29 protein-coding genes are annotated in these 21,470 nt (G+C 65.2%); 1 reads left to right on the forward strand and 28 read right to left on the reverse strand.

Translation table 11 applies throughout. The annotated features are described in order from the left end of the window. Nucleotides 1-102: 102 nt before the first annotated feature. From DYI37_RS11390 to DYI37_RS11490, 21 genes are all read right to left on the reverse strand, one after another. Nucleotides 103-618, reverse strand: a complete 516-nt coding sequence (locus DYI37_RS11390; protein WP_116683333.1) for a hypothetical protein — start codon at nt 616-618, stop codon at nt 103-105. Nucleotides 619-685: 67 nt separating this feature from the next. Beyond that, nucleotides 686-1,045 (reverse strand): phage tail tube protein, encoded by a 360-nt coding sequence (locus DYI37_RS11395; RefSeq protein WP_116683334.1) that lies wholly within the window; start codon nt 1,043-1,045, stop codon nt 686-688. A gap of 58 nt (nt 1,046-1,103) precedes the next feature. Continuing rightward, nucleotides 1,104-2,594 (reverse strand): phage tail sheath subtilisin-like domain-containing protein, encoded by a 1,491-nt coding sequence (locus DYI37_RS11400; RefSeq protein WP_116683335.1) that lies wholly within the window; start codon nt 2,592-2,594, stop codon nt 1,104-1,106. 3 nt (nt 2,595-2,597) lie between these two features. Continuing rightward, nucleotides 2,598-2,843: a hypothetical protein gene (locus DYI37_RS11405; RefSeq protein WP_210209332.1), complete on the reverse strand. Its 246-nt coding sequence runs from the start codon at nt 2,841-2,843 to the stop codon at nt 2,598-2,600. Nucleotides 2,844-2,898: 55 nt separating this feature from the next. Then, a complete protein-coding gene (locus DYI37_RS11410) occupies nt 2,899-3,492 on the reverse strand; it encodes a hypothetical protein (protein WP_116683337.1) in 594 nt (197 codons plus the stop codon). Nucleotides 3,493-3,495: 3 nt separating this feature from the next. Continuing rightward, nucleotides 3,496-3,927: a gp436 family protein gene (locus DYI37_RS11415; RefSeq protein ID WP_245413878.1), complete on the reverse strand. Its 432-nt coding sequence runs from the start codon at nt 3,925-3,927 to the stop codon at nt 3,496-3,498. A gap of 222 nt (nt 3,928-4,149) precedes the next feature. Next, a complete protein-coding gene (locus DYI37_RS11420; RefSeq protein WP_116683339.1) occupies nt 4,150-4,869 on the reverse strand; it encodes a hypothetical protein in 720 nt (239 codons plus the stop codon). Nucleotides 4,870-4,984: 115 nt separating this feature from the next. Beyond that, nucleotides 4,985-5,878, reverse strand: a complete 894-nt coding sequence (locus DYI37_RS11425) for a Mu-like prophage major head subunit gpT family protein (RefSeq protein WP_116683340.1) — start codon at nt 5,876-5,878, stop codon at nt 4,985-4,987. Nucleotides 5,879-5,887: 9 nt separating this feature from the next. Beyond that, complete coding sequence (locus tag DYI37_RS11430) at nt 5,888-6,292, reverse strand: hypothetical protein (protein WP_245413879.1); 405 nt, start codon at nt 6,290-6,292, stop codon at nt 5,888-5,890. After that, the gene (locus DYI37_RS11435) at nt 6,292-7,407 is read right to left on the reverse strand and encodes a phage protease (protein WP_116683341.1); all 1,116 of its coding nucleotides are present in this window, start codon (nt 7,405-7,407) and stop codon (nt 6,292-6,294) included. The genes DYI37_RS11430 and DYI37_RS11435 overlap by 1 nt, the downstream gene beginning before the upstream one ends. 58 nt (nt 7,408-7,465) lie before the next feature. Continuing rightward, complete coding sequence (locus DYI37_RS11440; protein WP_116683342.1) at nt 7,466-7,975, reverse strand: phage virion morphogenesis protein; 510 nt, start codon at nt 7,973-7,975, stop codon at nt 7,466-7,468. A 95-nt stretch (nt 7,976-8,070) separates the two neighbouring features. Beyond that, nucleotides 8,071-9,177, reverse strand: coding sequence for a phage head morphogenesis protein (locus DYI37_RS11445; protein ID WP_116683343.1), 1,107 nt, complete (start codon nt 9,175-9,177; stop codon nt 8,071-8,073). Nucleotides 9,178-9,331: 154 nt separating this feature from the next. Beyond that, nucleotides 9,332-10,942 (reverse strand): DUF935 domain-containing protein, encoded by a 1,611-nt coding sequence (locus tag DYI37_RS11450; RefSeq protein WP_199520140.1) that lies wholly within the window; start codon nt 10,940-10,942, stop codon nt 9,332-9,334. Continuing rightward, nucleotides 10,942-12,450, reverse strand: coding sequence for a hypothetical protein (locus tag DYI37_RS11455; RefSeq protein WP_245413880.1), 1,509 nt, complete (start codon nt 12,448-12,450; stop codon nt 10,942-10,944). The genes DYI37_RS11450 and DYI37_RS11455 overlap by 1 nt, the downstream gene beginning before the upstream one ends. A 107-nt stretch (nt 12,451-12,557) precedes the next feature. Then, nucleotides 12,558-13,124, reverse strand: a complete 567-nt coding sequence (locus DYI37_RS11460) for a DUF3486 family protein (RefSeq protein ID WP_116683346.1) — start codon at nt 13,122-13,124, stop codon at nt 12,558-12,560. A gap of 4 nt (nt 13,125-13,128) precedes the next feature. Further along, nucleotides 13,129-13,440: a VpaChn25_0724 family phage protein gene (locus DYI37_RS11465; RefSeq protein ID WP_116683347.1), complete on the reverse strand. Its 312-nt coding sequence runs from the start codon at nt 13,438-13,440 to the stop codon at nt 13,129-13,131. Then, nucleotides 13,440-13,796 (reverse strand): DUF2730 family protein, encoded by a 357-nt coding sequence (locus tag DYI37_RS11470; protein ID WP_158555157.1) that lies wholly within the window; start codon nt 13,794-13,796, stop codon nt 13,440-13,442. The genes DYI37_RS11465 and DYI37_RS11470 overlap by 1 nt, the downstream gene beginning before the upstream one ends. A gap of 113 nt (nt 13,797-13,909) precedes the next feature. Continuing rightward, nucleotides 13,910-14,557 carry a hypothetical protein gene (locus tag DYI37_RS11475; RefSeq protein ID WP_116683349.1) on the reverse strand — a complete coding sequence of 216 codons (648 nt, stop codon included), beginning with the start codon at nt 14,555-14,557 and terminating at the stop codon, nt 13,910-13,912. A gap of 26 nt (nt 14,558-14,583) precedes the next feature. Then, nucleotides 14,584-15,423 carry a glycoside hydrolase family 19 protein gene (locus tag DYI37_RS11480; RefSeq protein WP_116683350.1) on the reverse strand — a complete coding sequence of 280 codons (840 nt, stop codon included), beginning with the start codon at nt 15,421-15,423 and terminating at the stop codon, nt 14,584-14,586. Between the two features lie 83 nt (nt 15,424-15,506). Beyond that, entirely contained in the window at nt 15,507-15,881 is a 375-nt protein-coding gene (locus DYI37_RS11485) for a hypothetical protein (protein ID WP_116683351.1), read from the reverse strand. Continuing rightward, a complete protein-coding gene (locus tag DYI37_RS11490; protein ID WP_116683352.1) occupies nt 15,878-16,543 on the reverse strand; it encodes an SAM-dependent methyltransferase in 666 nt (221 codons plus the stop codon). Before DYI37_RS11490 ends, DYI37_RS11485 begins: the two co-directional genes overlap by 4 nt. 56 nt (nt 16,544-16,599) lie before the next feature. Between DYI37_RS11490 and DYI37_RS11495 the strand changes: the two genes are divergently transcribed. Then, nucleotides 16,600-16,944 carry a hypothetical protein gene (locus DYI37_RS11495; RefSeq protein WP_147307915.1) on the forward strand — a complete coding sequence of 115 codons (345 nt, stop codon included), beginning with the start codon at nt 16,600-16,602 and terminating at the stop codon, nt 16,942-16,944. Between the two features lie 238 nt (nt 16,945-17,182). Here DYI37_RS11495 and DYI37_RS11500 read toward each other — a convergent pair whose 3' ends face one another. From DYI37_RS11500 to DYI37_RS11525, 7 genes are read right to left on the reverse strand one after another with little or no spacing between them, the layout of a single operon-like run. Next, complete coding sequence (locus DYI37_RS11500; protein ID WP_116683354.1) at nt 17,183-17,824, reverse strand: gp16 family protein; 642 nt, start codon at nt 17,822-17,824, stop codon at nt 17,183-17,185. Between the two features lie 14 nt (nt 17,825-17,838). Further along, nucleotides 17,839-18,372: a host-nuclease inhibitor Gam family protein gene (locus DYI37_RS11505; RefSeq protein WP_116683355.1), complete on the reverse strand. Its 534-nt coding sequence runs from the start codon at nt 18,370-18,372 to the stop codon at nt 17,839-17,841. A gap of 2 nt (nt 18,373-18,374) precedes the next feature. Beyond that, nucleotides 18,375-19,076, reverse strand: a complete 702-nt coding sequence (locus DYI37_RS20145) for a helix-turn-helix domain-containing protein (protein ID WP_245413881.1) — start codon at nt 19,074-19,076, stop codon at nt 18,375-18,377. Continuing rightward, the gene (locus DYI37_RS20295) at nt 19,073-19,459 is read right to left on the reverse strand and encodes a hypothetical protein (RefSeq protein WP_245413882.1); all 387 of its coding nucleotides are present in this window, start codon (nt 19,457-19,459) and stop codon (nt 19,073-19,075) included. The genes DYI37_RS20145 and DYI37_RS20295 overlap by 4 nt, the downstream gene beginning before the upstream one ends. Then, nucleotides 19,452-20,033, reverse strand: a complete 582-nt coding sequence (locus tag DYI37_RS11515) for a helix-turn-helix domain-containing protein (RefSeq protein ID WP_116683356.1) — start codon at nt 20,031-20,033, stop codon at nt 19,452-19,454. The genes DYI37_RS20295 and DYI37_RS11515 overlap by 8 nt, the downstream gene beginning before the upstream one ends. Continuing rightward, nucleotides 20,030-20,359 (reverse strand): hypothetical protein, encoded by a 330-nt coding sequence (locus DYI37_RS11520; protein ID WP_116683357.1) that lies wholly within the window; start codon nt 20,357-20,359, stop codon nt 20,030-20,032. The genes DYI37_RS11515 and DYI37_RS11520 overlap by 4 nt, the downstream gene beginning before the upstream one ends. A 1-nt stretch (nt 20,360) precedes the next feature. Beyond that, nucleotides 20,361-21,422 (reverse strand): AAA family ATPase, encoded by a 1,062-nt coding sequence (locus tag DYI37_RS11525; protein ID WP_116683358.1) that lies wholly within the window; start codon nt 21,420-21,422, stop codon nt 20,361-20,363. Nucleotides 21,423-21,470: the final 48 nt, after the last annotated feature.

A 21,470-nucleotide genomic window follows, 5' to 3' on the forward strand; every position in this document is an offset into this window, starting at 1 on the left:
TCATCAGAAGCCGTCCGCCCATGATGGCCGACCACCAGAAGGCGATGTCGTCGGGCGTGAAGGCGAGCAGTTCGCGGGCTGCGAACCCGCTCGCCTCCGCGATTACGCCGAGCCGGGCTTGCCAGTCCGGGTCCGCGTCCCACTCGCGAAAAAATTGTTGAGGACCCGCCCGCCATCGGCGACGTCAGCGATGTCCATCTTGTCGAAGAGGGCGTTCATGACGGCCTGATTGAGCCGCGTGGACCGAGCGAACGCCGTGACGTCCTGGCTCTCGGCGCTGGCTGCGGCGATCGCCCTCTGATCGGCACCGGTGAGCCGGTGGAAGACGAGATCGGTGAACTGACGCTCACGCACCCTGCCGCCCTTCTTCGTCTTGAGGGTACGCGGGAAGCGCAGCGGCAGCGTCACGGACCCGTCGCTGTTCTGGACCGCACGCTTCGGGAGACGATCGGACGGATCGAGATCGGCGTCCTCGTCGATCACGTCTTCATCTTCGCTCGAGGAGACGACGGGGGCTTTGCCGTCCTCGTCGACCACGGCTTCGGTGGCGACGACATCGTCCTGGTCTTCGTCGATGTCGATCTGCACGTGAGTGGCGGAGCTGGTGTCGGTGATCATGGTTCAAGGGTCCGTTCATAGAGGTTCGAAGTCGGTTCGAACGGGCGTCGAACCGGGTTGCGGAATGTCAGGCGAGGATCTCTTCCGGCGTCGACGCCGCCCATTTCAGTTCGAACTGGCCGTCCTCGCCGCCGGTGATTTCGGGACGTTCGGTCAGAAAGGCGTCGTTCATCACGAAGGTCTGGCCGGTGTCGCAGATCACCTGCAGCTCGCCCTCGCCTTCGGTGAACAGGTTGCCGAACCGCTGGCCCCGCTCGAAGTTCGTGGTCGCGGTGACCTCGGAGCCGACATACTCCTGGGACCGGCCGACCTTCCGGCCATAGGTCACGACCTGGTTCTGGATCCCGCCGACCTTGAACTTGCCGCCCCGCTTGATCGGGATGTTGCGGCCGCGCCAGATGATGTCGATCAGACCGAGCGTCTGCATGGGCTATCTCCTAAAGTGTGAGCCTGCCGCGAACCGCCTCCGCGATTCGCGCTATCGATCAGGCGAGGAATTCGAGGGAGCCGGCGAGGACCATGAGGTTGCCGACGATCTGGACCGGCTGGCGGGCGTTCATGCGATCCTTGTCCGCCTCGTCGCGCTCGAAGACGGACTGGCGGATCGTCTCGTCGACGCGCTCGATCCAGACGCGATCGGCATAGAGCCGGCAGCGGCCCGCCCAGGTGCCCTTCATGCGGCGAGGCGTGACCACGGACGTTCCGATCTCGTCGTCCTCGTCGGCCCGGCCCACGAACGCGGCGGAGTCCTCGTCGTCGATCAGCTTGGCGCGCGGATACTGCAGCGAGACATAGGCCGCCCAGTCGTAGCGGATCCGGCTCATCGTCGCCGGCACCATGATGTCGAGCCAGGCACGATCCGGCACGCCGAGGTTCGACACCTTGTAGGTCGTGACGATCCGGCTGATCGTCACGGTGCCGTCCGGCAGATGCTTGAAGGTGGAGATGCCCTTGCGCAGAAGCAGGTCGTTCTCCGTCTCCGTGAACTGGTCGACCCCCGCCGGCGAGCCGACGCCTTTGAGAACGAGACTGCGCAGCTGCCGGGCCGGATCGTTGGCGAGATGGAACGAGCAGATCGCCATCAGGCTCGCGCACGCGACCCACGAGCTCGTCGGCGATCGGGAAAGACCGCCGAAGGTGAGGAAGGGCGAGTTGGCGAGGTCGCCGAAGGCGGAGAGCTGGCCGTAGGTCCCCCGCTTGAAGACGTAGCCATGACAATCGAGCTTCGACATCGCCTCGTAGCGGCGGCGAAGATCCTCCTCGAAGGCAGCGATGTTCGTCGCATCCGACCAAGGATGACCGATCGCCGTGTACCAGTCGTTCTCAACCAGATCGAGAACGTCGGTGATGTCCGGATTGCCGGCACCGCCCGCCATCTCGCCGACCGTGATGGAGAGACCCGCCGGGACGGGCTGGGCCTCCACGTCGACGCGCAGGTCGATGTCGTTGCCGACTTCGCCGCCGTGCCGGCTGGTGACCGTGACGACGGACGCGGCCGCCGCAGCGGTGACGATCAGATCCGTCTCGGCATTGATCGCGGCGGCGAGCTTGACGGCGAGGGCAAGGGTATCGTCGGCGGCCGTCGCGGTAATCCGGACCGGGCGGTCGGCGATCCTGAAGCGCAGGACGGTCGCGGCCGCCAGAGCGCCGGCGAAGGTCAGCGTTCCGGTCGCCTTGACGCTGCCGGCGGCATCGGCGAGCGCCGTGACGAAGAGGGGCTGCGTCCGGTTGGCGGCCTTGAAGGCCTCGATCATCTCCGCGCCGAGAGAGCCGCGTCCGAAGAGCGCCTCGGCTTGACCGGGACGGGTGATCTCGACGACCTGGCCGGGTGCGAGCGTTCCGGTCGCCAGCTTCTGCGCGGCGATCAGATTGCGGACGGGATAGGGCAGCACACCGAGATCGCTGTAGTTCGGCTTCACCTCGAGATAGGTGCCGGGCTCCAGCCAGTCATAGGGGATTTCCTGAAAATCGAGCATCGATCAGTCCTTCTTCGCCTCGCTCTTCCGGGCGGGCGGGGCGCCGGCTCCGGGCTCTTTCGTCTCGCCGACCTGGTGCTCGCCCTCCGGGGCGGGAGCCGCGTCGGCGATCGGCTTGCCGCTTGCGTCGACCTCGACGAGATCGCGGTCGCGCAGCCTGCGGCGCCGGTAACGGGACTCCCCGAGCGGATACGCCGCCGGATCTCCGTTCTCCTCGCGCGGCCAGTCGCGGCCATCGGGCAGAAGCACGGTCCGCCCCTGCGTAGGTGCGAACAGGCGATCGCCTGACGACCCGGGTTTGTGTTCAGACGTCTGCGCCATCGTCGCCTCCGACATTGATGATTTCGCTTCGGGTGAGGTCGGGGGCGCCTGCAGTCGGCCAGCTGACGGCGAGCCGTTTGAAGTCGCCCGGGTCAGCGAGGCGCAGCATCGAGGACGAGGCCGAATAGGACACCTCGAAATCGACCTGGTTGACGACGGTCGCATCGTCCGCCCAGCCGTCCGCATAGACGGCCTCGATGCCGGTCACCGCGACGTCGCCGATCCGGTCGATCGACCAGCCCTGCAGGGCGGCGGCCGCAGCGTCCGTCATGGGATCGAGACCGACATCCTGGGCATCACCGGAAAACCGGGTCCGCAGATCGCGGGTCGCCGTCACGACGAGGAAGAGGCGCCAGCGCATCACGGCCTGCATCTGGCGGCCGGAGTTGCGGCTCGGCGCGACGGAGAGGAAGGCGAGCCCGATGAAAGGGGTCTGGCGGACGATCCGCTCGAATTCCTTGATGGTCAGGACGGACGGCACGCGATCCAGGGAGAATTTCTGCTTAGTGAAGACGAGGCGTAGCCTCTCGATGAGGAGCGGCTCGATCGTTCGAATGGGCGTGGTCGAGAGATCCATAACCTACCCCATGATCCGGTCATGATCGAAAGGCCGGCTGCGGTCGGACACCCGCGCGCCACTCGCCGGCGACGGCCCCGAACCTGAAGGCACGCCGTCGAGTTCGATCTCGCCTTTGGAAAGCCCTTCGAGCCAGGCGATCACTTCCTTGCGGGCAAGCCGCATCTCCTCGGTCGGGTTGGTGCGCTCGCCCTGGGCGAGATCGTAGCGGGCGAGAACGCAGGCCGAACGCGTGACGCTCAGCGGAACGGCGACGAGCGGCACCCGGTAGCGCTTGCGCAGATAGTCGTTGATGAGCGCGGCCGCATCGGCGATCGCCAGCTCGATCTTCGCCGGGTTCACCGCCTCGGCCGTGCGATCCTCGGGCTCGGACAGGCGGATCATCTCCGTCTGGCCGAACCGGTCGATCATGTCCTGGACGGTTGCGTAAGCCACGGTCTCGATTGTCCTTTAATCTGAAATCCCATGCGCCCCGGACCGCATGGGGTTTGCGGAGGTCAATCCACTCCCTTCCGCATCGGGGCCTGCGCCAGCGCCATCATTCTCGAAAGGCATGAACGCCGGGGCCCGTTGGTATTCCTGGGGACCGGCCGCCTGGAGGAGCGGCCGGTCCTTATGCCGGGCAGGACGACGGACCTTGCTCCGCCCGGCAATGGATCAGCGCCGAAGGGTCTTCAGCGCCGCGTCGACCTCATCGGCGTTCGGGCGAAAGCCGAGCTTGGTCTCGAGCACGGCGAGCTTCGGGCGTCCGGCCTGGGTCATCTCGTCGTCCGAGAGTGCGCCGACCGCTGCGGCGATCTTGGCCGGGCGATCGACATCGGTCGCGGGAACGGCGTCTTGGGTCGGCTCGGTCGGGCCAGCTCCATTCTGCAGCACCTCGTCGCTCGCGGACGCGCCCGGCGCGACGGATACCGATGCTTCGATTCCAGCTGCGGGAGCGAGATCGACGGTCGCCAGCGTCGCGGCCGAGACGGGCTCTCCGTCCGCCTTGACGATCACGATGTCGATCTGTGTCGTGACGTCGATCTCCATGAAATCCGGCTCGTCGGGGCCGCCACGGCGGTAGAGCTCTGCGCCGGCGTAGGACAGCACGGCCCCGGACGGCGCGGAGCTGAACTCGATCCGGCCGACCGATGCACCCGTGGGATCGATGCCGACCAGCGGAACGGGACGCGGGCCGGCATTGGCCTCGCTCGCGCCAGCGGCCATCGAAAGACCATGCGGCGACGCCTCGCGAACCTCGAACATCGGATCGGCGCGGAACCGCTCGAGCTCGGTCTCGCTCCAGCGGCCCGCGCGGTAGACCGCGCTCTCCGGGTGAGCGATGCCGCAGCGGCGCATTCCAGGCGCCCGGCAGATGATCTGGATATCCTGCATGATGCGTTCCTCGGCGTTTCAGGACTTACCGGAACCGTCCGGTTGGGCGGTTCGGGCAAGCCCTGCCGGCATTCGCGCCGGCAGGCAGCCTTGGGAGGCGAAGGGAGGGAAGTGATCAGCCGAGGTGCGGAATGACCGAGAGCTCGGCGGTGCCCTTCCAGATGTTGGTGTCGCCGCCATTGATCATCTCGGCCTCGAGCAGCCTGCGGCCTTCCGTCTCGAGCGTCGGCGGAACGAGGAGCTTGCGAGGCAGAATGTTGATGATCTGGCCGGAACGCTTGCGGATCGTGCTCATCCGCGTGCGGGCGATCTGATAGTTCTCGGCATTGAGCGGCTGCTTCGACATGTAGGCGAGCTGCCAGAGGCCGAAGCCGGCATTGCAGCGACCGTCGACACCCCAAACGAACTGGTCACGCCAGAAGACGTTGTCGTCGTCGAGGCTGTTCTTGGCGACGAGCTGGAAAGCCCGGCGGTTCTGCCAGACCATCGGCTTGATGACGCGGCTGTCGTCGATCAGGTACCAGGCGGGACCGGGTCCGTCCTGGAAGTTCGAGACGCTCGTCTCGCCGCCGCCCTCGCTGTAGCCCGGATGATCGGTATCGAAGAAATACTGACCATCGTAACAGCGCGTCGTCGCTCCCGCCTTGAAGAGCGGGAAGATCAGCTGATCGGGAAACTCGGCCGCCGCAAGTCCCATTTCGGATGCGACCGGCGTGAACATGCCGATCTGATCGTCCTCGATCTGATCGCGCAGGATGCCGAGCGTCATCTCGAACTTGCGGTTCCGGATGATGTAGCTCTGGGCCGAAAGGTCGTGGACGACACGGTCCCCGATCCATTCGCGCATCCCGGGCAGATCGTCGAGGCGCGGATATTCGTTCATCGCCGTGACGGAGTTCGCCGTCATGGCGAGCTGGCCGTAGAAGGTCGTCGTGTTGTTCAGCCGGGTGTTGAACGCCGTCGACAGCCCGGTGTGGATCGCCCGCAGGTTTGCGGCATTGATATCCATGATCGTCTCCTAGAAGCGGACCCAGACGCCGGTGGCGTCGATGCCGTCGATGACGCCCGCCTTGAGGCGGGTGCCTGCACTGTCGTCGAGCGAGAGCGTCGCATCGTCGACCGCGTAGACCGGGTCGCCGATATTGGCGGGCGTTGCGCCGGTAACGGGAAAGAGAAAGACGCCCCGCATTGCGCGAACGGTTTGACCGTCCTCCTCGACCGCCGCGCCCTGGCGGGTGTCGATCCGCTGCTCGGCGACGCCGGCGACTGCGACGGTGCCCGCCGATCCGGCAGGCAAGGCCGCCAGAGCAGCCGTCACGGCGACGATGGTGCCGCCGTAGATGAGAGTGCCTTCCGGCACCTGGTAGCCGTAGCCATCGCCCGTACGGGCGGTGCGGCGGAGATCCTTCGTCGCGGCCACCATCAGACGGCACCCCGCTCAGACTTCGCCGTCTCGGCATAAGCCTTCGGATCGAGCCCCATCATGGAGCAGACCATGGCCTCCTCACCGGAGAGCGCGCCTTCCTTCTCGGGCGGGCGATGCCCGTGAAGGGACTTGCCGAAGAGCGACGGCATCAAGGCCACTTCGTCCTCGACCTCCTTCGGGTTCTTCATGTGCCGCGAGATCATGTGATCGCGCAGCGCGGGCACGATCTTCGCCTTGTTGGCGTCGACGAAGGCCTCGGCGTCCTTCTTTGCGCCATTGGTCGCGAGCTGGGTGATCCGCGACTGAAGCGAGGTGACGGTCTCGGTCAGATCCGCGATCGTCTTGTCCTTCTCGCCCGGCTCCTTGCCGTCCTCGACGGCCGGGGCCGTCATCTTCGCCTGGAGCGCCGTGATCAGCGCGTCCGGCTTGGTATCCTTCGCGGCGCCGGCGATCTCGCCGAGCTTCGCCATGAGCGCAATGTGCGCCGTCTGGGCGGAATGTGCCGACTGCGCGGCCTGAAGGACGGCGGCCCGATCGGCGCCCTCCTGCAAACCGAGAGCGGCGATCAGCTCCTCGTCCATGATGTCCTCTTTCGTGTGCAGGGAAGTGAGTGAGGTGAGGTTGGGATCGTTCGTCAGAGAGACGCGGGCGATCGCACCGACACGGTAGGGTTTCGTCCGTGTGTGCATGAGGACCGGGGACAAAAAGCCGTATTCCCGGCTCTCGACCAGGCGGCGCCCTTCGGCGGTCCATTCGACCCTGCCCCAGATCCCGTCTGCCCGGGCTTCGAGCGACACGATCCAGCCACGGGCCGGTGTCGAGCCGCCCTTGGCGCCGACGATGTCGATGGAATGGTTCTCGTCGATCGGGATCTTGCGCCCATTCATGGCCGCGACGACCTGATCGGCATGGTCCACGACGTAGGGGCCGCGCCCATCCGCGCCCGAGAACGTGCCGGCGGGCGTTAGGTGCAGCCATTCCGGCGCGCTGCCGGCCTCGGAGGGCGCGACGATCGCATGAGCCGACGAGACGAGGTGCTCACCGCCGGCGCTTGCGGCGCGGCTATGGAGCGAGATGGTCTCTTGGTCGTGGGGTGAATGGGTCCGAATCATGGAGCCGACAATGCGGCCCTTCGGATCGAAGGTTCAGGCCCGCCAGGGCGGGAGGGCTTCAGCGGAGGCCAGCGCGCCTGACGAGGAAGCCGAACACGACCTCCGCGATCTCGTCCTCGTCCTGAGAACTGATTCCGAGGAAGGGCCGCGCCGGCAGCGTAACCGACTTGGCGAGGACCACGCCAGAGGCAAGCCGGAAGACGAGATGGGATTTCGTCTTCGGCTTGATCGTCACGCCGAACTGATGAGCCGCTGCGTAGACGGTGTTCGTACCGACGCGGACGCTGTCCCTACCGGGCTTGGAGTTGATCGAGTCACGCAATCGGCCACTCTCAGTGAGTATCCGGCGGTTGCGCTTCGTCCGGGCGTAGTCCGGATTGAGCTTCTTCCACGGCGTTCCATCCGGGGAGTGCTGGGACACGAAGCGCCGGTGCGTCGAGGAGACGAGCTGCGTGCCGATCGCCGCCATCACCGGCGTAGTGTCGTCCATGACCGAGATCAGGCGGGCGAAGGCGCGCTCCACATCGGCGGACAGGACTTGCGCAGTGATCGAGATGGAAGCGGCCATATTGCGTCAGATCCTCGACATGCCTAAGTTTGCGGCGAGCGCCGAGCCATATTCGGATCGCCACTCGTCGGGGTTGCCTTCCGGCCCCGCGGCGCTCATTTCGCCACCCTCTTCCAGGTCTTTAAGATCCGCTCGATCCGCGCGGCACGCGAACGATGGACGGTTGTCACGAGGAACTCGCCGTTCCGCGTGACCTTGAAGCCGACGACATGCGGTTTCCCGTCGATCGTCACGATGCCGGAAACCCGGCCGCGTTCACCTTCGAAAAGCCCGGCGGCGAGTGCGTCCTTCGCGGCGGCTGCATAGACCTCGGCGCCGATCTCGGGCCGATCGGCATGTCCGAGCAGGGTCTCCGCAGACATCCGAGCGCGTATGCCTTCCTCGAGACCGAACTGGGTGAGCGTTGCAGCCGGCACTTCGGCGACCGGTACCGTCGCGCCGATCGGCAGATTGCCCAAGAGGGCATCCCGGCCGAAGGCTTGAACGAGATGGGGCGTTGCTATCGGCTCATGGGGGCGGCCACCGGTGAGCCAGGAACGTCCGGGATTGTATTCGAATCCGGGGTCAACCCCGAAGGGAACCTCCCGTCGCTTGCCGCCGACCTCCTCGGCCCGGAAGAGGAGCTCCGGGCCCTCGTCGGGTGACGACTTGCCCATGCGCTTCAGACCGTCGCGACTGACGGCCGAGCAGAAGCAACCGCAATGCCAGCCGTTCGGCGGGTAGTTCGAGAGCCAGAACGGATTGTCGGCCCTCATAACGAGGCCGTCCCAGGCAAGATGCTCGCGTCTTGGATGGATCGCGCCCGAATGATGGTACTGCCAGTACGGAAAGGCTTCGAGCGTTTCCGGCTTCGTCTGCTGGGCGAAGCGTCCGGCCGAATAGGCGGTCCTCAGATTTGTCTCGAAGATGATCCGCGATCGCCAGCCGCGCTTGCCCTTGTATTCCCAGCCGTGCTTCTGAACGATGCCGTCGAAGCCCTCGCGGAAATCGGCGAGCGTCGTGCCCTTTTCGAGCGCCTTCAGGATCTCCGATCGAAAATCGTCGAGCAGCGCGTTCGAAGCCGCGCCGGCGACCATGAAGGAATGCGAGTGCGCGGCCGCGTAGACATCCGTCCATGTCTTTGTCGGCGTGTTCGTCTTGTCTCGGAAGAACGAGATCGCTTCCTCGAAAGGCAGATCGAGCGCGTCGATCGTCGCCGGCATGGGCAAATCTCCGTCACCAGCCGCGTTTTCACCCGACCCCCAGCGGGCAGGATCAAAATTAAAGGGCTTTCAAAGGCCGTGTGAGCGAGAATCGCCCCGCCGTGGTGTCGGCGTCCGGCACGAAGCCGTCTTGCCTCTCCATGGCCGTTTAAATTCAACGTCCGTCGAGTTCATCCATCAGCGCCGCCTGGCCGCAAAGGTGAGAAAGCGCGAGCGCCCGTCCCATCGCTTCGGACAGTGCGGCCGGGTCGAGGTTCATGCGGCTCAGTTTGTCGACCGCCTCGCGCAGATCTCCGCTCTGCTCGAGCACGCTTCGGATCTCGCCGGCGAGGCCGGCGATCGCGCCCGCCGCCTCGTCTTCGATCCGCCTCGTCATGCGGTCGATCAGCTGTTCGCCATCCTGGCGTGACTGGCGCGAGGCAAGCATGCGCTCGATCCCGCTCGGTCGTGCAGGGAGGCTCGGCCGGGTGGTCCCGCCGGCACTGCCCGGCTCCTGGAAGTCCAATCCGGCCATTGGCGAAGGTGCAGGAGCTCGACCTCCAACCATTTCTTCGTCGCCCTTCGCCTCCGGGATCTGCATGCGGGAGCGCAGATAGGAAGCCGGCGCCGTCAGGCCGAGCGGCGCGAGCTTGGCGAATGCCTCGGCGAACTCCCCGAGTTCGACCTCGTCCGGCCTGCCGATCGAGACCTTCGGATAGACGTCCTGGGGACCGAACTCGAACGCGACGATGTTCGGGACCAATTGCGTGTTGATAGTGCCCGATACCATCTTCGCGTCGGCACGCTCGATGTCCTCTTGGACGAGCCTGTGCTCCTTCGCGACGGCGTGTCCGCCCGAGACGGCATCCGTCGTCGTCGTCTGCCCGAGGACAGCCTTCGAGATCTGCCGATCGAACCAGTCGACACGATCCTCATACAGCTTCGACGAGCTCGTCTTGGCGCCGACCTCCGTGAACTCGATGACCATTCCGTCCGGAATGATCGCGGCGCAGTCTCCTGCGATCTGGCTGACCGCACGCCAGAGGACATCCTTCTCCTCCTCGCTTGCGTTCGGCCCGTATTTGCCGACCCGGATCGGCATCCCGAAATTCTGGGTGAAGATCGCCCAGTCGCGCAGGGTGAAGGCCTTGTACATCCATGCCCAGCTCGCGACGCGAGCAAGCCCGGACCGGATCGTCAGGCCGGACTTCGACTTGTGCCGGTGGATCAGGAACCGATGGGGTTCGAGGATCTCGCCGCCGGTGCCGTCGCGAAGGAGGACCGTCTCCCCGTCGAGACGATCGAACTCGAACCAGCTCTGCGGCCGCCATGTGAAATCGCGCGGGCACAGGTGCCCCCGGTGATAACGCCATTCGACCTCGAGGACAGAAAAGCCCTTGCCGATCGCATCGAGCATGTCGAACAGGGAATCCTGCAGCACCTCGTCGTCGATCCACGACTGGACATGCGCGGCATGCTTCTTGTGCTCGGCCGAATCCGAGGCCGCCTTCACGGTGATCGGCAGCTGCGCCACTGCCCGCTTCCGCGTCGCCATGACACCGAGATAGTGGAGATCGCGCTCCTCGATGTCCTCGGCGAGCTCCAAATAGCGCAACGGATCGCCGTCCGCCGCCGCTTGGTGGATCGCGGCCAGACGCCGGGGCGTCAGGCCATCGGCCGGATGTCCGGTGATGACCTGGCGCACGCCGCCAAGGGTCGGGCCCGCCGCCGGCTTCTTCAGCTCGGCCGATTTGATCGGCTTGCCGTATTGGTCGAGGATCGCCATCAGAGCCCTCCGCGCAGATCTGGATACATCGTCGAGCGCGATCGACGCTCCCCATGATCGTGACGATCGGAGCCACGCGCCGGCTCGTATCCGTAAGTGAAATTGCTTTGCCGCGAGGCATACCAGGCGAGCATGCCGGCGATCGCCGTGTCGCCATGTCGATCCAGACCGTCTTGGCCCTTGTTTCGATGATCGTCCGGCACCTTGATGATGCCGCCCACATACTGAAGCGCCTGGTGGTCGCGGACCTCGTCCTCATCTGCGGCGACGGTCACCGTCTGGTCGCCGAACGCCTCCACATAGGCACCGGCGTTCTCCTGGTACCAACCGACCGTGAGCTTCACCTCCTGGACGCGCTCCCCGTATTTGAGAGCGGCCGCTTCCGCCTGCGCTGCTCCGTTACCCGTCGCGTCGATCGCGCCGCCAAGGAAGCGGGGCAGCCGGTCGCAAATGTAGAAGAGGGTATCGCGCTGGGCATCGAAGGTGATGTTGCGCATCTCGAGCGGTATCTTGATCCGGCGGACCAGATCTGAACCGAGTTCGTAGATCCGGAGCGAGGACACGTCCCCCGTCCGCGCGAAGTCCTGCCCGAGGATATGCGAGCGGTCCGGATCGAGCTTGTCGAGCAGCGGCTTCAGTTCACGCTCGCAGAAGTCGAGCTGGACCCGTGCTCGAGCATCCTTCGAGAGTGACTTGAAGTCATCGCCGAGCTGCCAGCGGACGGGCTTCACGCTGCGGTCGACAACCCGCTCGATCATCACACGGGTTAGCGCCGCGCCTTCCGCGTCTGTCGGGATCGCGTCGAGCTCCTGGCGCATCTTCGCGGTGCGCGTGCCGTAGGCACCGCGAATATCGCCTTCCCAAGCGATCTTCCCTTCCGGCGTAGGGGTTCTCCCCCGAACGAGGCAGACCCGCTCATAGAGCCCGTTGTCGACCGCTGCCTGGAACGGAATCTGATGAACCTTGAACTTGTTCTTGCCGGCGAGCGCTTCGGTGATCAGCTCGTTGAACGGATTGAGAATGCCGTTATGGGTCGAGATCACGCGGACCTTGCCGCCCCAAATCAGGAGAGCGTTCACGGCATCGATGACCTCGCGCACGTCCCGGTGGAACGCCGCCTCGTCGATCACGACAATGCCCTGCAGGCCGCGAATGTTCGCGGGGTTCGAGGACAATGCCTCGACCCGGAAACCGGAAGCGAACCGCACGCGGTAGGCCGAGATGTACTTCGTCGAACCGTCCGTCTGCTCGTCTTCGAAAAGGAACTCCTCGATTGCCGACAGCTCCCCTGCGACGACTTTTGCGAAGTGCGCGACATAGCCGATGGCTTCGCGGCCTTTGTCCTTCGTGTCGCCGATGTAGAAGACGTTGTCGCCGCCAGCTTGCCGAGACGCGGCGGCTATCAGGGTGGCGTCCAGCATCTCGGCATAGGTGATGCCGGTCCGTCGTCCCTTGGAAGCGATCTTGAGAGGGGACTGATCGGCCAGCCAATCCGACTGATGCTTCATCAGGATACCATCCGCGAATGGGTCCTGGTCCTCTGGAATCTCTGCGCCGATCGGCAACGCCCCCGGAAGCGCGTTCGGATCGCGTGAAAGGACCGGCTGAGCTTCGGTCACGAGCGGACACCGAGAAGATCGCGCCGCATCTGGGCGACCCGGTCGGCAGAGAGCCCGGCAACGGTTCCAACCTTGTCGAGCGTCTCCTCGACCTTCGCGTCGAGTTCCGCCTCGATCCTGCGCCGACGATCGGAGGATACGGTCTGCGCCGCGACGGCCGCACGAATAGCCTCCGCCATCTCCTTCGCCTGTTTCGGCGTGAAGCCCTCACGGCCGCCGTCCTGCAGCATTTCGAAGACGAGGGTCTTGATGGTTTCCGAGACGGCGATCGTCAGATCGTCGGTCTGTCCGGGCCCCAGCCGCTCGGTAATCGCCGCGGCGATCTCGCGCGTCTGCTCGATGCGCCGGGTCGCCTCGGCAACTGCCACGGTGTGACGGTACCAGGCGGACCTCGAGATCGAGCCGATCCCCTTGTCCGCGAGACGGCCGTTGAACTCGTCGAGGATCTCGTACTTGTGCCGCTTGCCTGCCTTCAGCTCTCCGTGAGCCCAGACGATATCGTCATCCGCTTCGGCGGGGAGGCGATCGATCGACGACAGACGGCTACCGGATACCGACGTCATACCGTCATCCCTCTCGGCGCGATGGCCGTGCGATGCCGGCGATCGTGACGAGACGCTCGCAGTGACGGGTCCCCCGTTCTGTGATCTCGGCCGTCACGAAGTCTGCGCCTGGCGCAGTATGAAGGATAACGGCGCCGAGTTCCTTCATGGCTTCGAGCTCGGTGCGCACGAAGTCCCGGGTCTTGCGATAGCCGAAGTTCTCCAGGTATTTCAGGAGCATCGTCTCATTGAGCCGGTCATCGTCCTGCTCGTTCAACGCCCTGAGCATCACGAGCCGCGCATCCTTGCGCTGATATTCCGGATATCCTTCGAACATCAGTCCCCCTTCCGTCCGGCGTGGCGCCCTGCGTTCACGCCATATTCAAACATGTATCCCTCGATCCGCTGGACGGCGGCGTTGGTCTGCTGGCCCACGCTCTCCATCACCCCGAGCCGCCCCTTGAGGTCCGAGAAATCCAGCTGGATCTTATGCATTTCGGCACGGCTCGGCCTGTCGCTCAGCCCGCTCTCCACGTCCGCAACACGCCGTTCGAGATTCTTGAACCGCTCCTCGAGCTTCTCGCTCATCGTTTCAATCGAGCCGAACACCTTATCCAGGCGGTCCGGATCGACGACCTTCGCGCGGTCTCCGATCAGCGACAGATTGAAGAACCGCATGATGCCAACGGTCATCAGGAGAAGGACGAGAACAAGCGCGGTCGAGATCAGCCCGAAGGTCCCGAACTCTTCCATCGCTTTCGTCAGGAAACCCTCGAACGGCATCGATCAGACCCAACCTTTCTCGATCAGGCGGAGACGCGCGGGGAACTGATCGTCCCGGCCCGCTCGTGCTCGGGATCGATGAGGACCGCCTGAAGGCGTGCCTCGACCATCTGGGCGAGCTGCTCGCCGTCGATCTTGAAATGCTTGATCGCATCGGGGATCGCCCTTTCGGCATAGGTAGCTGCGATGGCGACCGCGCGCGATTCCGATGTGAGCGGGATGCCACCGGCGATCCGGTCCTCGAGCCTGCCGACTGCATAGTCCACCGCCCGTGCAAGCCCCTGCTCGACGGCATCGCGATGACGGGCGTCGATATCGAGCCCATACCGCTTGCGGATCTGCAGCATCACCCAGGCCGCGAGCGTCGAGAGCACCGTCAGCGCGATCGGTGCGACGATCTCGATCGCAAGATGCGCAAGGGGACCGACGTCGACAGCGGCGCCGGCGAGATCCTGGGCGGAGGCCGTCCCGAGGCAGACCAGTAACAGGCAGGCGACCGCCAGGAACGCGAGAACGGCGCGGCCGAGCCAGTCGAGCGCGAACCGCATCAGCCCGGTGGGCGGCGCAAGCGGGTCGAAGTCTGCACCGATCAGACGAGCGGTCAACTCGGGCGCGCAGGCAAGGGCCAGCGAGCCGAAAGCAAACACGATGAACAAGAGGGAGGCGAGCATGCAGATCTCCTGAGAAGGTTCGGGGCTCACGCAGCGGTCTGGCTGCGCTCCAGGTCGGCGATCGCCGCACGCATCTTGGCGATCGCGGCGCGAACGTCCGGGCCGCCGGCGGACTGCGCTGGCGCCGGCGCTGGAACGGAGACCGGGGGCACTTCCGTGACCTCATCGGCGAGCGCCACGAGAGCTCTGTGAAGTGCCATGCGCGTCACGGGCCCCGCGATGTCGTCTGCGGTCAGCCCGTGAGCCTGCTGGAACTGAGCGACGACGCGGGGGCGAAGATCGTATCCGAGGAGGACGAGCGCCGAGCGGATGTAGAGATCGAGGCGGTCGGCCAGGCCATTGGTGCCGCCGTTGATCCGCAGGGTGATCATGTCGATATTGCCGGTGTCGGCATAGCGGTTGAGGGAGCGGCCTTCCGGATTGCCCACGTCCCAGTACCAGATAGGCCCGAGCCCTTCCCAGGGATCGGTGTTCATGAGCGCGGGTTGCTCCACGAAGTCCGGCGGATTGAGCCCGCTCTCCCCGCACCAGTCCCGATAGGCCGTCGTGTTGTGCCGGCCCGTGATCTGCCCGGGCGTATAGCCGCGATACTTCGAGCCGTCGCCCGGCCGGATATTGCCGAGATCCGCCCGACCCTCGTAGCGCTTCTGGGTCGCGGTCGGCCCCCACACTTCACGATCGAATCTGAAACGTCCGGATTCGTGCGCGATCTGCGCGATATACTGGGCGAGGCGATGGGCGCGATCGAGACCGGCTTGCGCACCATAGGTGTCGAGCCCGGCGAGGATCGACATCATGTTGGCGCGTTCGCCGGCATCGATCGTGCCGCCGGCGATCGCCGCGAGATGGTCGAAGGTGAGTCGCATCCGGAGAGACCTGAGATAGAGAATATCAGGTCGACCATGCGGCTTTGCCGGCCGGTTAATGAGCCCCGACAAGGCGGGCCAGATCAGTCGAAGAGATCAGCCTGCCGCGCATCCACCGCTCGCGGTCTCGGAGCCCGCTTCGCCGGATGCCTCGAGAAGAGTTTCTCGACACCGGACACGGTCATACCCAATCGATCCGCGACCTCAGGATTCGTAAGACCAAGAGCGCTGCGATAGTGGCGCGCTCGGAAGGCTCGGGCAAGGGGGATGCGGGGATAGTCGCCGCCGTAACGCTTCGCGAGTTTGGCTGCGGCCTCTTCGCCGAGAGCGTTCGACACCTTCGTCTCGGTCACCGACTGAGGAACATACAGACGATCACCGCCGAAGTTTTCGACGAGTTTGAGGAAGTCTTCGTCGCCCAGGAGTTCGCGCAGATCCTCGGAAAGCCGTTCGGTCATCGGAAAGCCTCCGGACCTTTACCGAACCGTTCGATGTCCCTTTGGAACGTCAGTTCGTCCCGGCAGGGCGGGATCCAGACGAGGCGCGTCTCGGGCGCCCGCGCCCGGATGCGCCAGACGATCCAGCAATAGGCGGTCAGCGTCCCGCCCTCCGGCTCCCAGCGGCCGCTATGGAGGGGGACCCGCTCGACGAATTGAGCGAGAAGCGCCGGAGGGTGCGGCCGGAAGACGTCTCGCCAGCGGCCACGTCCTTCGATCTGCGTCGTCCGGACGAACATCGCGACGCCGCGCCGGGCGCGCGCGATCGCCATCTGCATGAAGGGCAGCGTCTGACGGCCGAAGGGTGGGTTCGTGACGATCCAGTCCGGTCGCTCAATGCCGTCCCAGGCACTGGTGTTCAGAAAGTCCCGGACCTCGCCATAGCCATGCGTATGGATATCGCTCGATCTGACCGATCCGAAAAACTCCTCCAGCGCATAAGCCATGTGGCCCTCGCCGCAGGCCGGCTCTTCGACTGTCATGCCGAGGAACCGCTTCTGCCCAAGGACATGGTGGAACAGCGCCCGCGTCGCCCAGGGGGGCGTCGGGAAATAGTCGAGCGAGTCCACCGCCTCGACGCGGCGATGAACGATCGCACGATTGGACGGGACGACGGCGCTCATTGCTGGCACCCTGTTCGCTCGTTAAGGTCGCGCAGATCCGCACCGGAGAACCCGTCATGATGAAGAAACTTGCCATCCTTTCGTTTGCGATCCTGACCCTGTCCGGTTTCACACTCGAAGAGGCAATTCAGCGTTTCGAAGGCGGATGGCAGGCTGAGGACCAAATCTACGGAAACAAGGGCGCGATCGAGATCGACAGCGAGAACAAAAGGATCGTAGCAGCCGCCTTCAACTCCGTTCTTCGTGGCGATCTGGATGAGGCCGAGGTAGTAGGAGGCAGTCTCGTCATCTCGACGCCCGACGGCGACATCCTCCTTTACGGCGGCAATGAGTCGAACGAAATATCGGCGCGCATCGGCAATACTCCGACAATGCGGTTCGTCCGAGTGCCGCCGAAGTAAGTTCGTCCACCTCATTCGAACCGCAGCCCTCGCGCCGTGAGCACGATTCGGTCTTCCGCGTCACGCGGATTGCGATAGACGAACCTTCCCGTCCAACTGCCATCCTTTCGCTCCCAGAAACGGCAGGGGCTGGAGAGCTCATACCCTTCGCAAAGACGGTGAAGCTTCTGCGCCGCAGCGATCGGCGTGGCTTTATCCGCTGGCAGATCGATGATTCGGAGTTTACGACGCCGCGCCATCACGCCACCGCCTTCCGCGTTCGAATGCGCTGACCGAAATCGTTCATGACCCGCTGCCACTCGCCGTTCGAAGGCGGGGTTTCCGGCGATACGGTCCTGCGGAGGATCTCGCAGACGGACGCCCAGAACGCGGGGGTGATCATCGTCCCGGTCAGCCTGGACCACTGCGCCTGGGCGATCTGGTAGCCGTGGGCGCGGGCGACTTGTGGCGTTCGACGGGAAACCGTCCAGACGACGCCCTCGCGCTCGGCCATCGCCTTGAGCGCCTCAATCACCGCCTTCGCGTCGTCGGGATCGCGGATCCATTCGGTCCGCTCGATGCCGCACTGGCGCCGAGCGAAGGCCAGTAGCGCCGAATCCTGTCGATCGTCGATCGCGCCAAGATTGTAGAGCGCGATCCAGAGCGCCTGCAGCTTGGAGGCATACGGCCCTTCGAGGCGCTTTTGATCGCGCTTCGAAGCCTTATTGTTAGCAAGCGTAAAACCTGCCCTGCGCATCGCCTCGAGAACGCGATCGGTCTGTGCGGCGGTCAGCCCTTTGGCTGATCGCTGTCCTGTCTCGCGCTCAAGCAGATCGCGATACGTGTCGTCATCGAGACCGAGCTGGCGACGGCCTACATGGATGGCTGCGAGCGCGGTCATGACATCCGCCCCGCTTAAGCCACTTGCCTGTCGGCGACGGCAAGCTCAGCCGGTTCGATCGCGAAATCCTCACCCTCCGACGAGATCGAGACGCCCTGGATCGCAGAGGCCGCGACCGGGTCCGCGAGCATGGCGTCCTTGTTGATCTCCTCCTTGGTGCGCACGAAGCGCGCCAGGCCGAGCGCTTTGATGCTCTCGAGGACGGTCTCGACGCCGCGCACGGTCACCTTGCGCGGGCGCAGCCGCCACAGGATCTTGCCGGTTCCGAGATCTGCTGACTTCACCCGGCCGTTGTTCGTGAGGCTCGCCCGGTTCGCTTCCGACCAGGTCTGGACGCCCTGCTCCAGCTCGGCCAGTTCGGCGCGCAGCGGCTCCAGCCGCTCCTCCGTCTCGGCCGCGATCGACTTCAGGCTTTCGTCGCCAGCTGCCTTGCCGGCCTCGATCGCGCGGCGCAGCTCGCCCACACGGCCGATCATGTCGACCGCCTCTTGCCGCGACTGCGGCACCCGAGCGATCGCCTTCGATTTCGCACGCGTCTTCTTCGCCATGATCAGCTCCTTTCGATGAGGGTTTTGAGGACCGCGAAATCACGGTCGAAGGCCTGTTGGGCGGCCCGTTCCAGCCGCGAGAAGCGGCGTGACTGGAGATCGCCCCAGGACTTCACCGCGGCCTCGGCCGCCGCGCGAAGCGGAGCGACGGTTTCCACGATGACCGGCACTGGCGTCTGGGGCAGATCAGGCGTCTCCACGATGTTGATCTGGATCGGCTCGAGCCCCGAGATCGCAGCGCGAATGGCCCCGATCCGGGACTCGAGGTCGACGATCCGGGCGGCCATCGCGGCCACCTCGTCGATGTAAAGCCGCACCGTCTCTCCGGCTCTGACCGCCGCATCGATCCGCCGAGCGAGTTCGGCGATGTCGAGATCCTCGGCGGGAAGCATCCGGGCGGCACCACCGCCCGGAAGAGCCAGCTTCAAGCGCTGCTCGATCGTTTCCAGTTCACCGGCATATCCAGTGACGGACGCGCACTGCTGTTCGATCCTGCGGATCCCGTGCATCACCGTCGAATGATCACGCCCTCCGAGATGCCGACCGATCGCCGGCAGCGACGCAGGAGTGAGCTTCTGCGCGAAATACATCGCTTCCTGGCGGGGACGGATGACCCGCCGAGGCCGGCGGTTGGACACGATGTCCTCGACCGAGACCCCGCGAATGGCCGCGATCTCGGCCGTGATCGTCTGGATCGCGTTCACTGCCGGCGCCCTCGCGGATCGACATCCGAGCCGACCGCCGCGCGGGCTGCGACGAGCATGCCGATCGTCGCCTCGAGGAGAGCATGCACTGCATCGCCACTGAGATCCCCCTTGGCGATCCGCCGACGCAAGTCCTGCACCTGCAGTTCGGCGCGGCCGAGCCAGTCGATCGCCGTCAGCTGTGGTGCGGCCTGCCGATCCTGTTCGGTAACCATCTCCTCCATGGTCCGCATACGCTTGGCGAGCTGTTCGACGCGCTGGCCGTCCATCGTGCATGCGCCGGACGCAACGCCGTCGATCTCCTGACGCGTGAGGCGCATCAGCTCGGACAGCGGCTGCATTAGGCGGTTCGGGCGGTCGGATTTCTGGATGGGCTTAGTCATGGCTCGAATCCTTCGATGAGCTGGAGGCGTGGGATTGGTCGAGGCGTTGGGTCAGAGCGGCCGTCTGGCGGCTCTGCTCGTCGATGCGTTGGCCCAGGCGGGCCATGCGCTTTGCGAACTCGTCATGAGCAGCGGAGACCGCAGCACGGTGCGCCTGGTCGGCCACCTCGATGCTTGTGGTCAGCGTCGCGGCCGCGTCGGTGATCGCCTGCGTCAGGCGTGACCGAGCAGCCGGCGTCTGGCCATAGGTGGCCGGCAAGAGCGCCGCGATCTGCGCAGCCATCTCGTTCAGCTCGCGGCCATACCGTGCGTCTGCCTCGATATCGGCTTCCACCTTGTCGATCGCGACCAGCACGGTTGCGTGGTCTCGGCTGAACGTCCCGCCGATGCGGCGGAACGAATAGCCGGTGATCGTCTTGGCGAGGTGCATGGCCTCCCGGCGCGGCTGCCAGACAGTCCTGGACTGCGACCGCGAGAGCATTTCGGCGAGGGAGACGCCGCGCAGCCGCGCGACCTCCCCTGCGATGATCCGCACCGGATCGAGGTCGACTTCTGTATCGAGAACCGCGCTCATTGGAGCTGCCCCCCCAATGTCGCGCCGATCTTGCCGGCCATGGCCCCGAGTTCCTCATGCCGGCGCAGGTACTCCGGCTCGGGAATGGCATCGGCAAGCCGGCGCAATCCGAGGGCATCGAGGCGCAGGGAGATCACCACAAGCTCCCGATATTTGCGGAGCATGTCGGCCGATCCCGGCTCTTCGGGGTCGGGGCAAGAAGGCGGCATCTGCTCGATCTGTCTGCAGCGTGCGTCGATGTCGTCCGCGATGTGGATGAGGTCGGCCGCAGCCGCGTCCGCAGCCGCCTCGGCCTCTGCCCGGTCGATGGTGAGTGTCTCTCCCATGTCAGGCACCCTCCACGTCGCGGTTCGTCCACGCCGCCTTCAGGTCGGCGAGAGTGATCTCGCGGCCGGATCCGAGCGCCATCATCTTCGCGAGGCGAATGGTCATGTCGATCTGGCGGAGTGCGCCGGGCTTCTTGCCGACCCCGGTCAGGAACCGCACCTGGTCCTTCTCGGTGATCTTCCAGGCGCCGAGGAACGCCTCGATGTCGGGGATGGTCGGCGTCGTCTTGCGCATGCGCTTGAAGATCCGGCTGGACAGCTGGCCCATATGCCGGTTGTTCATCCAGTTCTTGCCGAACCGGTCATAGACCTCCGAGTTCGCCATGATCGCGACGCCGACGCCGTAGACGTCGACGAAATGGCGCAGCTGGTTGATCGCGGAATCGCCGAGGTTCTGCGCCTCGTCGATGACGAGAAGCGTGTTCTCGGTCCGCGCGAGCTTCTTGCCGATCGAGCGCACGATCTGCCGCATGTTCGGCTGGTGGACGTCCAGCGTCTCGGCGATTTCAGACAGCATCGCCGGGGCGGTCCGCGTGTCCTCGCTCATCGTCGCGATGAACACGTTCGAACGGACGGCCGCGTACTGCTTCGAGGCCACCGTCTTGCCCATGCCGGCCTCGGCTGAGACGAGGACAAGGGTCTTCATGGCCTGCGCGGCGGCGAGAAGATCCATGATCTCCATCGAGATGCGCAGCTTGACGAAGGGCGGAGAGGACGGGATCGAGGCCGTCAGCTCCTCCATCTCCTCGATCGAGGACAGGAAGGTCCGCACCTTCGTGTTCATGCCGTCATAGCGGCCTGCATAGCGGCCAAAGAGCCACTGATGGAAGGTGCCCTCCGGCATGCCGATCCGGCGGGCGGTCTCGGCCTTCGTCCACCCTTGTGCCTCGGCGACCTCGATCACCCTCGGGCCGAGTTCGCGCCAGTCGGCGTAATCCTCGGCCGAGCGCCCTGCCCCTTCCTCGGGCTGGATCGAAAAATCGGGCTGGGTCCAGGACCCGGGAGCCGGCATTCCGGGCGATGTTCCCGTCCCGTTCCGGCTTGTGGCGAGTATCTCGCTCATATATTCTCTCCTGTGATTATTCGATTATTGGCCGGGTTCGTCCCGGCC

It is taken from the genome of Fulvimarina endophytica (assembly GCF_003403015.1).
Classification (GTDB): Bacteria; Pseudomonadota; Alphaproteobacteria; order Rhizobiales; family Rhizobiaceae; genus Fulvimarina; species Fulvimarina endophytica.

Coding starts and splice junctions, on each gene's coding strand:
- DYI37_RS11465 (WP_116683347.1), bottom strand. CDS start 13,440: ATGTTCGAAGGATATCCGGAATATCAGCGCAAGGATGCGCGGCTCGTG.
- DYI37_RS11475 (WP_116683349.1), bottom strand. CDS start 14,557: ATGCTCGCCTCCCTCTTGTTCATCGTGTTTGCTTTCGGCTCGCTGGCC.
- DYI37_RS11390 (WP_116683333.1), bottom strand. CDS start 618: ATGATCACCGACACCAGCTCCGCCACTCACGTGCAGATCGACATCGAC.
- DYI37_RS11435 (WP_116683341.1), bottom strand. CDS start 7,407: ATGATTCGGACCCATTCACCCCACGACCAAGAGACCATCTCGCTCCAT.
- DYI37_RS20295 (WP_245413882.1), bottom strand. CDS start 19,459: ATGACTAAGCCCATCCAGAAATCCGACCGCCCGAACCGCCTAATGCAG.
- DYI37_RS11450 (WP_199520140.1), bottom strand. CDS start 10,942: ATGGCGATCCTCGACCAATACGGCAAGCCGATCAAATCGGCCGAGCTG.
- DYI37_RS11425 (WP_116683340.1), bottom strand. CDS start 5,878: ATGGATATCAATGCCGCAAACCTGCGGGCGATCCACACCGGGCTGTCG.
- DYI37_RS11490 (WP_116683352.1), bottom strand. CDS start 16,543: ATGAGCGCCGTCGTCCCGTCCAATCGTGCGATCGTTCATCGCCGCGTC.
- DYI37_RS11445 (WP_116683343.1), bottom strand. CDS start 9,177: ATGCCGGCGACGATCGACGCGCTCGATCTGCCTTTCGAGGAAGCGATC.
- DYI37_RS11505 (WP_116683355.1), bottom strand. CDS start 18,372: ATGGCGAAGAAGACGCGTGCGAAATCGAAGGCGATCGCTCGGGTGCCG.
- DYI37_RS11430 (WP_245413879.1), bottom strand. CDS start 6,292: ATGGTGGCCGCGACGAAGGATCTCCGCCGCACCGCCCGTACGGGCGAT.
- DYI37_RS11495 (WP_147307915.1), top strand. CDS start 16,600: ATGATGAAGAAACTTGCCATCCTTTCGTTTGCGATCCTGACCCTGTCC.
- DYI37_RS11480 (WP_116683350.1), bottom strand. CDS start 15,423: ATGCGACTCACCTTCGACCATCTCGCGGCGATCGCCGGCGGCACGATC.
- DYI37_RS11460 (WP_116683346.1), bottom strand. CDS start 13,124: ATGACGTCGGTATCCGGTAGCCGTCTGTCGTCGATCGATCGCCTCCCC.
- DYI37_RS11485 (WP_116683351.1), bottom strand. CDS start 15,881: ATGACCGAACGGCTTTCCGAGGATCTGCGCGAACTCCTGGGCGACGAA.
- DYI37_RS11455 (WP_245413880.1), bottom strand. CDS start 12,450: ATGAAGCATCAGTCGGATTGGCTGGCCGATCAGTCCCCTCTCAAGATC.
- DYI37_RS11525 (WP_116683358.1), bottom strand. CDS start 21,422: ATGAGCGAGATACTCGCCACAAGCCGGAACGGGACGGGAACATCGCCC.
- DYI37_RS11410 (WP_116683337.1), bottom strand. CDS start 3,492: ATGGATCTCTCGACCACGCCCATTCGAACGATCGAGCCGCTCCTCATC.
- DYI37_RS11520 (WP_116683357.1), bottom strand. CDS start 20,359: ATGGGAGAGACACTCACCATCGACCGGGCAGAGGCCGAGGCGGCTGCG.
- DYI37_RS11400 (WP_116683335.1), bottom strand. CDS start 2,594: ATGCTCGATTTTCAGGAAATCCCCTATGACTGGCTGGAGCCCGGCACC.
- DYI37_RS11500 (WP_116683354.1), bottom strand. CDS start 17,824: ATGACCGCGCTCGCAGCCATCCATGTAGGCCGTCGCCAGCTCGGTCTC.
- DYI37_RS11470 (WP_158555157.1), bottom strand. CDS start 13,796: ATGACCGTTGGCATCATGCGGTTCTTCAATCTGTCGCTGATCGGAGAC.
- DYI37_RS11440 (WP_116683342.1), bottom strand. CDS start 7,975: ATGGCCGCTTCCATCTCGATCACTGCGCAAGTCCTGTCCGCCGATGTG.
- DYI37_RS11395 (WP_116683334.1), bottom strand. CDS start 1,045: ATGCAGACGCTCGGTCTGATCGACATCATCTGGCGCGGCCGCAACATC.
- DYI37_RS11420 (WP_116683339.1), bottom strand. CDS start 4,869: ATGCAGGATATCCAGATCATCTGCCGGGCGCCTGGAATGCGCCGCTGC.
- DYI37_RS11515 (WP_116683356.1), bottom strand. CDS start 20,033: ATGAGCGCGGTTCTCGATACAGAAGTCGACCTCGATCCGGTGCGGATC.